The organism is Janthinobacterium kumbetense (assembly GCF_023703445.1).
GTDB classification, from domain to species: domain Bacteria; phylum Pseudomonadota; class Gammaproteobacteria; order Burkholderiales; family Burkholderiaceae_D; genus Janthinobacterium; species Janthinobacterium kumbetense.
The window spans coordinates 1595467-1609020 of sequence record NZ_JAMQGR010000001.1 but is presented as its reverse complement, the minus strand read 5'-3'; the positions used below and the strand labels follow the sequence as shown (position 1 = coordinate 1609020).

12 protein-coding genes are annotated in these 13554 nt (G+C 61.1%); 4 read left to right on the top strand and 8 right to left on the bottom strand.

The genetic code is table 11. The features are described from left to right. Positions 1-59 precede the first annotated feature (59 nt). From NCG91_RS06995 to NCG91_RS06975, 5 genes are all read right to left on the bottom strand, one after another. Positions 60-656, bottom strand: coding sequence for an acyltransferase (locus NCG91_RS06995; protein WP_251349163.1), 597 nt, complete (start codon positions 654-656; stop codon positions 60-62). Beyond that, on the bottom strand, positions 649-1398 hold the full coding sequence (locus tag NCG91_RS06990; protein ID WP_077403212.1) for a CatB-related O-acetyltransferase: 750 nt from the start codon (positions 1396-1398) through the stop codon (positions 649-651). Before NCG91_RS06990 ends, NCG91_RS06995 begins: the two co-directional genes overlap by 8 nt. Continuing rightward, complete coding sequence (locus NCG91_RS06985) at positions 1395-2528, bottom strand: DegT/DnrJ/EryC1/StrS family aminotransferase (protein ID WP_099664375.1); 1134 nt, start codon at positions 2526-2528, stop codon at positions 1395-1397. The genes NCG91_RS06990 and NCG91_RS06985 overlap by 4 nt, the downstream gene beginning before the upstream one ends. Next, a complete protein-coding gene (locus NCG91_RS06980; protein WP_251349162.1) occupies positions 2525-5134 on the bottom strand; it encodes a tetratricopeptide repeat protein in 2610 nt (869 codons plus the stop codon). Before NCG91_RS06980 ends, NCG91_RS06985 begins: the two co-directional genes overlap by 4 nt. Before the next feature lie 230 nt (positions 5135-5364). After that, positions 5365-7041: an electron transfer flavoprotein-ubiquinone oxidoreductase gene (locus NCG91_RS06975; protein ID WP_174718100.1), complete on the bottom strand. Its 1677-nt coding sequence runs from the start codon at positions 7039-7041 to the stop codon at positions 5365-5367. 264 nt (positions 7042-7305) lie between these two features. Between NCG91_RS06975 and NCG91_RS06970 the strand changes: the two genes are divergently transcribed. After that, complete coding sequence (locus NCG91_RS06970) at positions 7306-8082, top strand: SDR family oxidoreductase (protein ID WP_034752351.1); 777 nt, start codon at positions 7306-7308, stop codon at positions 8080-8082. 100 nt (positions 8083-8182) lie between these two features. Here NCG91_RS06970 and NCG91_RS06965 read toward each other — a convergent pair whose 3' ends face one another. Next, a complete protein-coding gene (locus NCG91_RS06965) occupies positions 8183-8749 on the bottom strand; it encodes a LuxR C-terminal-related transcriptional regulator (protein ID WP_166450196.1) in 567 nt (188 codons plus the stop codon). A 147-nt stretch (positions 8750-8896) separates the two neighbouring features. On the opposite strand from NCG91_RS06965, the gene NCG91_RS06960 reads away from it, so the two are divergent. Then, positions 8897-9595 (top strand): CoA transferase subunit A, encoded by a 699-nt coding sequence (locus tag NCG91_RS06960; protein WP_099664372.1) that lies wholly within the window; start codon positions 8897-8899, stop codon positions 9593-9595. A gap of 157 nt (positions 9596-9752) precedes the next feature. Next, positions 9753-10403: a CoA transferase subunit B gene (locus tag NCG91_RS06955; protein ID WP_251349161.1), complete on the top strand. Its 651-nt coding sequence runs from the start codon at positions 9753-9755 to the stop codon at positions 10401-10403. 51 nt (positions 10404-10454) lie between these two features. Here NCG91_RS06955 and NCG91_RS06950 read toward each other — a convergent pair whose 3' ends face one another. Further along, positions 10455-10865, bottom strand: a complete 411-nt coding sequence (locus tag NCG91_RS06950; protein ID WP_251349160.1) for a DoxX family protein — start codon at positions 10863-10865, stop codon at positions 10455-10457. Positions 10866-11102: 237 nt separating this feature from the next. Continuing rightward, a complete protein-coding gene (locus NCG91_RS06945) occupies positions 11103-12440 on the bottom strand; it encodes a dicarboxylate/amino acid:cation symporter (RefSeq protein ID WP_251349159.1) in 1338 nt (445 codons plus the stop codon). A 226-nt stretch (positions 12441-12666) separates the two neighbouring features. On the opposite strand from NCG91_RS06945, the gene NCG91_RS06940 reads away from it, so the two are divergent. Continuing rightward, complete coding sequence (locus NCG91_RS06940; RefSeq protein ID WP_152252621.1) at positions 12667-13548, top strand: alpha/beta fold hydrolase; 882 nt, start codon at positions 12667-12669, stop codon at positions 13546-13548. The last annotated feature ends 6 nt before the right edge of the window (positions 13549-13554 follow it).

The following is a 13554-nucleotide window of genomic DNA, read 5'->3' as shown; positions in this document are numbered from 1 at the left end:
CTGGCCGCTGGCCTGCGATGATTTTTATTGCCATGGAAATTATGATTAAAAATGCATCTTTAACTATTTTTCACGGCATCCCGCGCGCGCAATTGCTCTTCCGCAATTAACAGCCCCTGGTCGCGGCTGTTGATACGCTTCGCCGGTGTGCCCGCATAGATTCCCCACGCCGGCAGGGACCTGGTGACCAGGCTGAGCGCGCCCACGGCGACGCCTTCGCCAAGCTGCGCGCCGGGCAGCACCACGCTGCCCGAGCCGATGATGACGTGCCTGCCCAGGTGGACGGCGCCGCTCTTGCAGTTTGTAAATTCCGCCGGCACGGTGGGGTTGGTCATGCTCGCTCCGCTGTAGTCATCGGTCTTGCTGTACAGGCGCACGCCTTGCGACAAGCCGGCGTAGTCTTCCAGCGTGATGCCTGCGCCGCCGGAGAGAAAGCAGCCGCCGCCAATGTGAACGTAGCTGCCGATGCGGATATGGCCACCCGCCGCCACCAGCGTGCTGTAGCCATCGATGCGCACGTTGTTGCCGATGGCGATATTGTCGATGCCGATGATGACGCAGTTCCTGGCGATGCGCACGTTGTGGCCGAGGCTGCGAAACCCCGCGCCGTGCAAGTCTTCTTCGGTGTAATAGCCGGGATTGAAAAGTTCAGACATGGTCATCCTTGTGCGGGTGTGCGGCGCCGGCGCCGGCTTCCAGGTGGCGGCGCTTGCTTTCCGCCAGTTCTGCTATGACGCGCAGCGCCTCGCCGTCGTCGGCCGTCATGTTTTGCAGGAAATGCGCATTATTCTCGCGTATCCAGCTCAGCGGCAGTTCCCACCAGGCCAGCGCCAGCAGGGCTGCGCGCACTTCCTCGCTGAAGCGGAAGCGCAGCAGCCGCGCCGGCGTCCCGGCGTAAATGCCGTAGGGTTCGCTGCGGAAATTGGGCGGCACCAGCGTGCGCGCACCGATGACGCAGCCATTCTCGATGACCGCGCCGCCCAATATCATCGCCTCGTCGCCGATCCACACATCGTTCTTGATGACCGTATCGGCATATTGGGGAATCGGGCTGTTTTCCAGGCCCATGCCGCCCAATGCCAGAAGATACGTGGAAATGGTGCGCATGTCGTGCTGGCCGTTGAGGATGAAGCGCAGATTCGCGCCGCCGGAAACGTAGCGCCCGATTTGCAGGTGCTGCGCGGTCGAATCGTATTTGGCTTGCGAACCGATGCCGATGCCGGAACAGCGGCCAATGGTAAATTGCCCGAAGTCGGGCTCATTGCCCAGCCAGTTACGGAAAAAGCCATGCGGTATCAGGGTCTGTCCGCCACTTTTATAGGACAGCACGGTAAATTGTGCCGCCCAGCGATGGTCGTCGATGGTGCCGAAAAAGTCGGTGTCTGTGGAAATATTCATGGAGTCAGGCCGGCCTGTGCGTGACGCTCGACGATGGCGCAGATGGCATCGACCTGATCGAGATCCAGGCCGGGATAGATGGGCAGGCAGATGATTTGCCGCGATGCCTGCAGTGCGTTCGGCAGATTGCTGTGGGCGGCGGTCGGCATGCTGCGGTACATGGGGAAGTCGCTGATGAGCGGATAGAAATAGCGGCGCGCATAGATATTCTCGTCCCGCAGCAGCTGGAACAGTGCGTCGCGGCTGGTGCCGTAGGCTTCCTTGACGAGTATGGGGAAGTAGGAATGGTTGGCCGATTCTTCCTCTCCCGCCGGCAGGCAGTCGATGCCGGCGATGGCCGCCAGCCGTTCCCGGTAGCGGCCATCGATGGCGCGCCGCTGCAGGCGAGCCGCGTCGATGCCCTTCAATTGCAGGAGGCCGAATGCGGCGTTGATCTCGCTCATCTTGCCGTTGATGCCGGGCGCCACCACCGTCACTTCGTCGACGAAGCCGAAATTTTTCAGATGGTCGATGCGTTGCTTGGTCTTGGCGTCGGGGCAGACGATCGCGCCCCCTTCAAAGGTATTGAAAATCTTGGTGGCGTGAAAACTCAGCACGGACAGGTCGCCGCAATTGAGCACGCTGCTGCCCTTGTGCCGCACGCCGAACGCATGCGCCGCGTCGTAGATGACTTTCAAGCCATAGTTGTCGGCGATCTTTTCGATGCGTTCCACGTCGCAGGGACGGCCATAGCAGTGCACCGGCATGATGGCGGTCGTGTGCGGCGTGATGGCTGCCTCGATCCTGGCGGGATCCATATTCAGGCTCAGCGGGTCGATATCGACAAAAATGGGCTTGATGCCATTCCACAGCAGCGAATGGGCGGTGGCGACGAAGGAATAGGGCGTGGTGATCACTTCGCCGGTGATGCGCAGCGCCTGCAGGGCCGTGATCAGCGCCAGCGTGCCATTGGTAAACAGGCAGATGTGCTTGACGCCAAGATAGTCGCACAGCGCCTGTTCCAGTTGCTGGTGGAACGGGCCGCCGTTGGTGAGGATCTTGTTTTCCCAGATTTCTTCCAGATACGGCAGGAAATCTTGCAAATCCGGCATGAGCGGCTGCGTGACGTAAATGGGCTTCTTGTCGCTCATGACTGCACCGCCTGCTTGCTGGCGTCGTCGGGCGCAATGGCGAACGATGCGGGCGGCAAGCCGCCGCACCAGCGCTGCCACATGGTGCGGAAAGCCTGTTCCATATTGTGGGCAATCGCCCGGGAGTCGGCCAGCGCCGACTCTTGCATGCGGTTGCGCAAGTCTGCGCGCAGGACGGCCAGTTGCATGATGTTGTTAGACAAGAATATTCCTTTCCGGACGAAATCGTCGTCGTCGGTCGCGATGAAGGCGTCGAGCCCCACATGCTGCAAGATGCAGGCGCCGGCATGGCTCGGTACGCTTGTACCCTTGAGCGTCAGCGTGGGCACGCCCATCCACAGCGCGTGCAGCGTGGTGGTGCCGCCCGTGTACGGGAAGGTGTCGAGGCAAAGGTCGATTTGCTGGTGCAGGGCCAGATAGCCGCCCAGGTGGGTGCGGCCGTGGAAGGTCAGGCGGTCGGCGGCGATGCCTTCCTGCGCGAACCAGGCTTGCAAGGTGGCGATGTCGCTGTCCTTTTGCATGGCAGCCAGATGCATTTTCGCTTCGGGCAGGGCCCGCAGCAGCTTTGCCCAGCGGGCGATGACGCCTGGATTGAGCTTGCTGAGCCGATTGAAGCTGCCGAAGGTCAGGTAGCCGTTGCCCAGCGCGGGCGCGCGGACCAGTTCCGGGGAGTCCGACGATGGCAGGAAGGGCACGCTGGCGGGCAGCAGCACGACTTTTTCCGTGAAGTACTTTTCATCGACGTCGAATTGCGGGTCCGTCAGGTAGTAATCCATGGTTTTCAGGCCAGTTGTGCCGGGATAGGCGATCCAGCTGACCTGAATCGGCGCCAGTTTGCGGCCAAAGGCCGTCAGGCGGTTGAAGGCCGTATGGCTGGACAGGTCGACCAGGATGTCGATGCCGTCTTCGCGGACCTTTTCCTGCAAGTTGCTGTCACTCACTTCGATAATGTTTTGCCAATGCGGGAAATAGCCGCGCAGGCGCTGCGTGACGGCGTCTTCCAGCGTATTGTTGTAATAGGCATACAGGCTCAGGCCGGGGCTGGCGCTCAGGTGCGCGATCACGGGCACGACGAAATTGGACACCACGTGCGAATTGAAGTCGCCCGAGACAAAGCCGACCCTGATGCGCCGCGCGGGATTGTTGTCGTTGTGGAAACCTTGGCCTTCCGCCGTCCCGGCCGTGGACGGGTGGTCGAAGGCGTCGCCGAAGCGGCAATGTTCCTCAAACAGGCGTTGGGCGTCGATATCGATGCTATGGCTGAGGCAAAACAGCAGACCGCTGTGGCTTTCCGGAATATGCGGCGCCACCGTCCGCGCGCGATAGCCGCTGGCGATGGCTTCCTCCAGGTGGCCTTCGGCATGGAGTAGCGAGCACAGATTGATTTCCGCCGCTGCGTAGTCGGGCTTGATTTCCAGGGCGCGCTGGAACGCGGCCAGCGCTTCCTTGCTTTTGCCCATGGTGCGCATGACATTACCTAAATGAAAGTGCAATTCTTCATCATCTGGTTCGGATTCCATGGCCGTGTTGAGGCACGTCAATACATCCTGATACTGTTTCAGCGCCAGGTAGGCGGCGACCAGATTGTTCCGTGCCGCCCGGTAATCGGGTTTGATCTGCAGCGCGCGCTGGAAGCTGCGCACGGCGTCCTGCACATTTTTGTTTTCGTGCAGCGCCTGGCCGAGCCGGTTGTGCGCTTCGGCGTCGTCGGGCAATGCAAGGGTGGCGGCGCGGAAGCTGTCGGCAGCGGCGCCAAACTGTTTCTGGCGCAGCAGCGCATTGCCCAGGTTAAATGCCGCCAGCGCGTAGTCCGGCTTTAAGGCAAGGGCGCGGCGATAGCTCGCCACGGCCTCGTCCAGCCGGTTTTCCGCCTGGAGCAGGTTGCCCAGGTTGCAGTGCGCCTCGGCGAACGCAGGCTCGATTTCCAGCGCCCGCAGGTAGCAGTCGCGGGCTGCATCGAGTTTGCCGGCCGTTTGCCAGGCATTGCCCAGGTGGCCATGCGCCTGCGCATCGTGCGGCGTCAGTTCCACCGTCCGCTGCAGCGTGGCGAGGGCATCCTTGCCTTGCAGTTGCAGGGCCGTGCCCAGCACGCTCCAGCCGAATGGCGAGTCGGGATAGCTTGCCAGCAATTGCCGGCAGGCCGCTTCCATCTGCGCATGCTGGCCTGCCTGGTACAGCTGTACGATGTGGTCCATTTCCGGCTGCGACGGCGACAGGGCCGCCAGCGCGACGGCTTCCTGCGCCTGCCGGCGCAGCGCTTGCGAAGCATCGTTGTCCAGTCCGCGGCCGATGGCGGTGTCGACGATGTCGAGCGCTTCGTCGGGCTGTCCCGCCTGCAGCAATCCCTGCGCATAGGACAGCCAGAACTGGCCTTCGTCCGGGGCGACGGACAGCGCCTTGCGCAAATACGGCAGGCCGGCCACGTGCTGGCCCACTTGTCCGGCCAGCAAGCCCAGGTTGTGGTTGGCGATGGCATGGTAGGGATGGGCCTGCAGGATCGACAGGTAAATCTCTTCCGCCTCGGCAAAACGCCCTGCCTGGTGTTCAGCGATGGCTTGCTGTAATTCGGTGTCGGGGGAGACTGCGGGAGGGAGGGTCGGGTGCATGGGCTGAGGCTGGCAGAAATGTTTAGCAACGGGAATTGTAACTGGTGACAGTGCCCGTGAGAAACTTTCCGAGGGGAATTTGTTGACGTACGCCGCGCGAATGCGCACTTGCTGTTGCAGTTGGTCCAAAGTGCGGGCAATTCTGATCCTTCCGACAAAAAAACAGCGCACTGCCGGATGGGAGTGCGCTGTTCTGGCCGATTGTCAGCCGCTGCTGCGGAGCCTTGCGATTACATATTCGGATAGTTCGGCCCGCCGCCGCCTTCCGGTGTCACCCACACGATGTTTTGCGTCGGATCCTTGATGTCGCAGGTTTTACAGTGCACGCAGTTCTGTGCATTGATCTGCAGGCGTTCGGCGCCGTCGTCGTTCTTCACGAACTCGTACACGCCGGCGGGACAGTAACGGGCTTCCGGACCCGCATACGTGGCCAGGTTGACGTCGACGGGCACGCTGGCGTTCTTCAGCGTCAGGTGGATCGGCTGGTCTTCCGCGTGGTTCGTGTTCGAAATGAACACGGACGACATCTTGTCGAAGGTCAACTTGCCATCGGGTTTCGGATACACGATCTTCTTCGACTGGGCGGCCGGTTTCAGGCATTCGTGGTCGCCATGCGAGTGGTGCAGGGTCCACGGCGCCTTGCCGCGGAAGATCAGCTGGTCGATGCCCGTCATCAGGCTGCCCAGGTACAGGCCTTTCGACAGCCATGGCTTGACGTTGCGCGCCACGTGCAGCTCTTCATGCAGCCACGATTGTTCGAAGGCGACAGGGTAGCTCGTCAGTTCGTCGTGCTGGCGCTGTTCGCCCAGCGCGCCGAAGGCCGCGTCCGCCGCCAGCATGCCGCTCTTGATGGCCGCGTGGCTGCCCTTGATGCGGCTCATGTTCAGGAAGCCCGCATCGCAGCCGATCAGCGCGCCGCCCGCGAACACCAGTTTCGGCAACGATTGCAGGCCGCCGGCCGCAATCGCCCGCGCGCCGTACGAAATGCGCTTGCCGCCTTCGAAGAACTTGCGGATTTCCGGATGCGTCTTGTAGCGCTGGAATTCCTCGTACGGCGACAGGTACGGGTTTTCGTAGTTCAAGCCGACCACATACCCCACCATGACCTGGTTGTTTTCCAGGTGGTACAGGAAGGAGCCGCCGTAGGTTTTCGTGTCCAGCGGCCAGCCGCTCGAGTGGATCACCAGGCCCGGCTTGTGCTGGGCGGGGTCGATTTCCCACAATTCCTTGATGCCGATGCCGTAGGACTGCGGGTCCTTGCCGGCATTCAAGTCATACTTGGCCATCAATTGCTTGCCCAGGTGGCCGCGCGCGCCTTCGGCGAACAGGGTGTACTTGGCGTGCAATTCCATGCCCAGCTGGAAGTCGGGGCCCGGTTCGCCGTCGCGCTTGACGCCCATGTTGCCGGTCGCCACGCCTTTGACGGAACCGTCGTCGTTGTAGAGGATTTCCGCGGCAGGGAAGCCGGGGAAGATTTCCACGCCCAGGTTTTCCGCCTGCTGGCCCATCCAGCGCACCACATTGCCCAGCGAGACGATGTAATTGCCGTGGTTTTCAAAGCAGGCCGGCACGGCGAAGCCCGGCGTCTTATACGCTTTCGTTTCGGTCAGGAACAGGATGCGGTCTTCCGTCACTTCCGTGTTCAGGGGCGCGCCCAGTTCTTTCCAGTTCGGAATCAGTTCGGTCAGCGCTTTCGGGTCCATGATGGCGCCCGACAGGATGTGCGCGCCCAGTTCGCCGCCTTTTTCCAGCACGCAGACGGACACTTCCTGGCTCTTTTCAGCGGCCAGCTGCTTCAGGCGGATCGCCGCGGCCAAGCCTGCGGGGCCACCGCCGACGATCACCACGTCATACTCCATGGTTTCGCGCGGTCCGTACTGTTCAACTAAGTTATTAGGCTGTGTCATGGTCTCGATTTATAGTCACTCAATTAGGTAGCAAGGATAGGGAATAAAGCATCATCGGGGAAATTTAAGCACGAGTGTGCTTGTTTTTGACGAGGATTGCAACTTTGGCGCCATTTTGCGTGACATTGCCCCTCGCCGCAATCTAAATCCGGCCATTTTGTGTAATGATGGCGTTTACCTTTGCTCAAGTGCGACGCAGGGTATTTTGCCCCTGCGCCATCGGCACGGCGTAAAGTGTTATCTAAAATAAAACAGGAGTAGCTCGTGGGCATAGAAGTCAATTTCGAGGGCAAGATTGCCCTGATTACCGGCGCATCGAGCGGCCTCGGCGCGCGCTTTGCGAAAGTGCTGGCCCAGGCTGGCGCGCAGGTCGTGCTGGCGTCGCGCCGCACCGAACGCCTGAAGGAATTGCGCGCCGAAATCGAAGCCGATGGCGGCGCCGCGCACGTGGTGTCGCTCGACGTGACCGACTTCGCCAGCATCAAGTCGGCCATCGCGCACGCGGAAACGGAAGCGGGCCCCATCGATATTCTCGTCAACAATTCCGGTGTCTCCACCACGCAACGCCTGGTGGACGTCACGCCCGAGGATTACTCGTTCGTGATGGATACCAACCTGCGCGGATCGTTCTTCGTGGCCCAGCAAACGGCCAAGCGCATGATCGCGCGCGCCAAGGGCGACCCGAAGAAGCAGCACCGCATCATCAATATCGCCTCGATGGCGGGCTTGCAGGTGCTGCCGCAGATCGGCGTGTACTGCATGAGCAAGGCGGGCATGGTGCACATGACGCGCGCCATGGCCGTGGAGTGGGGCAAGTACGGCATCAACACGAACGCCATCTGCCCCGGCTACATTTCCACGGAAATCAACGAAGATTACTTTGCCACCGAACAGGGCAAGAAATTGATCGAAATGCTGCCGAATAAACGTCCGGGCAAGCCGGAAGACCTCGACGGCCTGCTGCTGTTGCTGGCGGGCGAGGATTCGCATTTCATCAATGGCGCCATCATTTCCGCCGATGGCGGCATGAGCACCTTTTAACGCCATAAAACCTGCTGCGCGTTGCGCTTCTCGGCCACAAATCGCTGCCGCTCGCGACGGTTTTACTTGGCGTTAAACGATAGTCACCTTGGCTGCAGCCTTAGCGCTGCAGCTGCAAGCCCACCAGCTTGTGCACCAGCTCGGACGACGTGGAGGCGGCGAACTTGCGCATCAGCTTGGCGCGGTGCATTTCCACCGTACGGGGGCTGAGGTCGATCTGGCGGGCGATGACCTTGCTGGTCTTGCCTTCCACCAGCAGGGCGGCGATTTCGCGCTCGCGCGGCGTCAGTTCCGCCGTCACGGGACGTTTCTCGCTGACATCCTCGAACGTCCAGATGCCCGGCCCCAGCGGTTCCCGCGGTAGCATGGCGTGGCCCGTGACGTGGCACCAGAACAATTCTCCATTACTGCGGCGCATGATGCGTTCGTCCGAATAGCGGCCCTTGGCGTTCATGATGGGGATGATGCGGTCACCCGTGCGCAGGAATTCGTCGTGCGTGGGGTAGAGTACTTCGAATGACTGGTCGTCCAGCTGGGCGCGCGCATAGCCGAACATGGCCGCCAGCGCTTCGTTGCAGCTGCGCATGATGCGGTTTTCCGACATGCACATGCCCACGGGCGCGTGCAGGAAGATACTTTCATAATCGATGGCTGACGCGGCGTTCATCTGATACGTATCACTCTCACAGGGGGATTGCCGGCACGGCGCCGGTAGTTCTACGGTATTGTACTTTCCACTCGCGTATTTTATGCTGAGTCGCTGCCTGAGTCATGGACTCAAGACCAAAGCTTAACAAAAGATAGAGGGACACCCATGAATAAAGTTTATCCTGACGCCGCCTCGGCGCTGGCCGGTATCGTCCAAGATGGCCAGACCATCGCCGTTGGCGGCTTCGGCCTGTGCGGCATACCCGAAGCCCTGATCGGCGCCTTGCGCGATTCGGGCGTGACGGGCCTGACGGCCATTTCCAACAACGCGGGCGTGGACGGCTTCGGCCTGGGCCAGCTGCTGACCACGCGCCAGATCAAGAAAATGATCGCCTCCTATGTGGGCGAAAACAAGGAATTCGCGCGCCAGTACCTGGCCGGCGAACTGGAACTGGAATTCACGCCGCAAGGCACCCTGGCCGAGAAGCTGCGCGCCGGCGGCGCCGGCATTCCCGCCTTCTTCACGAAAACCGGCGTGGGCACCATCGTCGCCGACGGCAAGGAACTGCGCGAATTCGACGGCGAACAATACGTGATGGAACGCAGCCTCGTGGCCGATGTGTCGCTGGTGAAAGCCTACATGGCCGACCGCGCGGGCAATTTGGTCTACCGCAAGACGGCGCGCAATTTCAACCCGAACGTGGCCATGGCGGGCAAGATCACCATCGTCGAAGTGGAAAAACTGGTCGAAGTGGGCGAGATCGACCCGGACCAGGTGCATACCCCCAGCATCTTCGTGCACCGCATCGTGGTCAATGCGAACCCGGAAAAACGCATCGAGCAGCGCACCGTGCGCACTGACTAATAAATAGAAGATTTACGCATGGCAAAACCGTAGCGAGCGGCAGTGATTTGTGGCTAAGAAGCGCAACCGTACTTTAGTACGGTGAGCATCGCAGGCCGCAAAGCGCGCCGCACAGTAGGTTTGGACAGGCGTTCCACGAAAATTGAGGGAGATGATAATGGCTTGGACACGTGACGAAATGGCCGCGCGCGCGGCAAAGGAATTGCAGGATGGCTTTTATGTGAATCTGGGCATCGGCTTGCCGACCTTGGTGGCGAACTATGTGCCGGAAAATATCGAAGTGTTCCTGCAGTCGGAAAACGGCTTGCTGGGCATCGGCCCGTTTCCCACGGACGAGGAAGTCGATGCCGACCTGATCAACGCGGGCAAGCAGACGGTGACGGCCTTGCCGGGCGCCGCCTACTTCAGCTCGGCTGACTCGTTCGGCATGATCCGCGGCGGCAAGATCAACCTGGCCATCCTGGGCGCCATGCAAGTGTCGGAAAAGGGCGACCTGGCGAACTGGATGATCCCAGGCAAGATGGTCAAGGGCATGGGCGGCGCGATGGACCTCGTCGCCGGCGTCAAGCGCGTCGTCGTGCTGATGGAACACGTGGCCACGGCCAAGGATGGCACGACGTCGCACAAGCTGCTGAAACAGTGTGACCTGCCGCTGACGGGCGTGGGCGTGGTCGACGTCATCATCAGCGACCTGGGCGTGATCGACGTGACGGAAAACGGCCTGAAGCTGGTGGAACTGGCGCCGGGCGTGACCAAGGAACAGGTGCAGGCGGCCACGGGCGCTGAACTGGACGTTTCCGCCGTATAAACGGATCGTTGCAGGCAATGAAAGGGCGGACAGCGATGTCCGCCCTTTTTTTTATGCGCTTGCCTTGCCGCGCAAGCCGTCCAGGCTGTAGGCGCCGGCGCCTGCCACTGCGAAATACAGGAAGGTGAAGCAATACATGACGGCCATTTCGCCGCCGTTCAGGATCGGCAGGAAGCCGGCAGGCGCATGCGCCATGAAGTAGGCGGCCGCCATCTGGCCCGACAGGATGAAGGCGACGGGGCGCGTGAACAGGCCCACCAGCAGCAAGCTGCCGCCGACGAGCTCGATGACGCCGGCCGCGCCCATCACGGACAACAGTTGCAAGCCGTCGAACATGGCCACGTGCGGCGCGCCGAACAGTTTGGCCGTGCCGTGTTGCAGGAAGAGGAAGCCGAGGATGATACGCAGCAGGCCCAGCAGGCGTGGGTTCCAGGTGGCGTAGAAGGCGGGCGAGAGGGACATGACGTACTCCATTCAAAGGTGAGGATGGTTCGGTGTCAGGCTTGCATTAACGCAATGTCATTATGCGGGAACCAGGTGGCGAACAGGTGACAGTACTGTAATAGTTTTTCATTCATTGATCATTCAGTAAAATATTGATGGATGATTTACTGTTTGTTGATCATGCTGGCAAAAGCCTGCGCGCATGAAAAAAGCCCCGCAGAGTGATCTGCGGGGCTTTTCAATGAAGCGTACGGCTTACTTGACGATATTCACGGTCGGGGCGACATACGCATCGTCGGTCGGGTGGGTTGGATGGGCCAGCTCGCTGTGCAGCTTGTCCATGTCCAGTTCTTTTTCCCATTTCGACACGACGATTGTGGCCACGCCGTTGCCGACAAAGTTCGTCAGCGCGCGGCATTCGCTCATGAAGCGGTCGATGCCCAGGATCAGCGCCATGCCGGCCACGGGGATGGTCGGCACGACGGCCAGGGTGGCGGCCAGGGTGATGAAGCCGGCGCCCGTGATGCCGGACGCGCCTTTCGAGGTCAGCATCGCCACGCCCAGGATGGTCAGTTCCTGCCAGATGGTCAGTTCCGTGTTGGTAGCTTGCGCCACGAACAGGGCAGCCATGGTCATGTAGATATTGGTGCCGTCCAGGTTGAACGAGTAGCCGGTAGGCACGACCAGGCCGACGACTGGCTTGGAGCAACCGAGGCGTTCGAGTTTTTTCATCAGGGCCGGCAGGGCCGATTCCGACGAGCTGGTACCGAGCACGATCAGCAGTTCTTCCTTGATGTACAACAAGAAGCGGCCGATGGAGAAGCCCGTGTACTTGGCGATCAGGCCCAGCACAACGAAGACGAACAGGAAGCAGGTCAGGTAGAAGGAACCCATCAGTTTCGCCAGCGGGATCAGCGAAGCCAGGCCGTATTTACCGATGGTAAAGGCCATCGCGCCGAATGCGCCGATGGGAGCGACTTTCATGATGATGTTGACCATGCCGAAGATGGCATGCGACAGCTCGTCGATCAGCTTGGTGACCGGACGGCCGCGCTCGCCCAGCAGGGACAGCGAAAAGCCGAACAGGATGGCGATCAGCAGCACTTGCAGGATGTCGCCCTTGGCGAAGGCGTCGACGAAGGTCTTCGGGATGATGTTCATCAGGAAGTCGACGGTGCTCATGCCTTCGGCGTGCGTGTATTGCGCGATCGACTTGGCGTCCAGGTGGGCCGGATCGGCGTTGAAGCCGGCGCCCGGTTTGAGGATGTTAGCAACCAGCAAGCCGATGGCCAGCGCGAAGGTGGAAACCACTTCGAAGTACAGCAGCGCCTTGCCGCCCACGCGGCCGATTTTCTTCACATCCTGCATGCCGGCAATGCCGGAGACCACGGTACAGAAGATCACCGGGGCGATGATCATCTTGATCAGTTTGATAAAGCCGTCGCCCAGCGGTTTCATGTCGACGGCGTTCGATGGGTAGAACACCCCCAGCAGCACGCCAGCCACGATGGCGAACAGCACCTGTACGTACAGGATTTTATAGAATGGTTTTTTCACGAGTGGTCTCCTCTTGCGGGTTGATGCTGCGATCATCCGCCCATTGCCAGGCAGGCTCAATTGTGGATAACCGCAGATATGCATTTTCGCTATATCGGGTATTGCGCCATGGCGAAGGTGCCAGTGCTGTGCTGCGCCGCAGCATTTCAGGCGCGCGCTTGGAGCATTGCCCGCGCTGCGCTACACTGCCGTAGCGTCGCGCGCGGGACACCCCATGGCTGGCAGGAAGCGGTGCTCTTTTTATATCGAATAAGGAAATCGCATGATCGAAGCGAGCATCAAGTCAGTGCAATGTATCTCCCCCGCAGGCTTGCACACCATGTCGTATAAAGAGTGGGGCGCGGCGGACAATCCGAACGTGCTCGTCTGCGCCCATGGCGTGACGCGCGTGGCGGACGACTTCGACAACCTGGCGCGCGCCATGGCCAGCGATTACCGCGTGATCTGCCCCGACGTGGTGGGACGCGGGCGCTCGGGCTGGCTGGCCAACCCGCAGTTTTACCGCGTGCCGCAGTATGTGAGCGACATGGTGACCCTGTTGGCGCGCGTGCTGGCCAATGGCGAGCGCCAGACGGTGGACTGGTTCGGCACCTCGATGGGCGGCTTGATCGGCCTGGGCCTGGCATCGTTGCCGGACAGCCCGATCAGCAAGCTGGTCTTGAACGATATCGGCCCGACCCTGGCGCCGGAAGCCTTGCAGCGCATCGGCGACTACATCGGCCAGGACCTGCGTTTCGAGACATTCGAGCAAGGCGCCAAGTTTGTGCGCGACGTGTCCGCCAGCTTCGGCCCGCACACGGACGCGGAATGGCATAAACTGGCGGTGGATGTGTTGCGCCAGGATAAGGATGGCCACTGGCGCCGCCACTATGATATGGGACTGGCCATGCCGTTCCGCTCGGCCACGCCGGAATCGGCGGCCAGCGACGAAGCCATGCTGTGGGCCGCGTATGATGCCGTGCGCTGCCCCACCTTGCTGGTGCGGGGCTCGGAATCCGATCTGCTGTCGCACGAGACGGCCACGCGCATGCTGGGCCGCGGCCCGAAGGCGGAACTGGTGGAAATCGCCGGCGTCGGCCATGCGCCCACGTTCGTGCACGACGACCAGATCGCCATCGCCCGCAAGTTTTTGCTGGGCAAGTAGTACCGC

What these genes read in the sequence shown, in the direction of transcription:
- NCG91_RS06975 (WP_174718100.1), bottom strand. Translation starts at nt 7,041, where the DNA reads ATGACACAGCCTAATAACTTAGTTGAACAGTACGGACCGCGCGAAACC.
- NCG91_RS06945 (WP_251349159.1), bottom strand. Translation starts at nt 12,440, where the DNA reads ATGATCGCAGCATCAACCCGCAAGAGGAGACCACTCGTGAAAAAACCA.
- NCG91_RS06965 (WP_166450196.1), bottom strand. Translation starts at nt 8,749, where the DNA reads ATGAACGCCGCGTCAGCCATCGATTATGAAAGTATCTTCCTGCACGCG.
- NCG91_RS06950 (WP_251349160.1), bottom strand. Translation starts at nt 10,865, where the DNA reads ATGTCCCTCTCGCCCGCCTTCTACGCCACCTGGAACCCACGCCTGCTG.
- NCG91_RS06980 (WP_251349162.1), bottom strand. Translation starts at nt 5,134, where the DNA reads ATGCACCCGACCCTCCCTCCCGCAGTCTCCCCCGACACCGAATTACAG.
- NCG91_RS06995 (WP_251349163.1), bottom strand. Translation starts at nt 656, where the DNA reads ATGTCTGAACTTTTCAATCCCGGCTATTACACCGAAGAAGACTTGCAC.
- NCG91_RS06940 (WP_152252621.1), top strand. Translation starts at nt 12,667, where the DNA reads ATGATCGAAGCGAGCATCAAGTCAGTGCAATGTATCTCCCCCGCAGGC.
- NCG91_RS06955 (WP_251349161.1), top strand. Translation starts at nt 9,753, where the DNA reads ATGGCTTGGACACGTGACGAAATGGCCGCGCGCGCGGCAAAGGAATTG.
- NCG91_RS06985 (WP_099664375.1), bottom strand. Translation starts at nt 2,528, where the DNA reads ATGAGCGACAAGAAGCCCATTTACGTCACGCAGCCGCTCATGCCGGAT.
- NCG91_RS06960 (WP_099664372.1), top strand. Translation starts at nt 8,897, where the DNA reads ATGAATAAAGTTTATCCTGACGCCGCCTCGGCGCTGGCCGGTATCGTC.
- NCG91_RS06990 (WP_077403212.1), bottom strand. Translation starts at nt 1,398, where the DNA reads ATGAATATTTCCACAGACACCGACTTTTTCGGCACCATCGACGACCAT.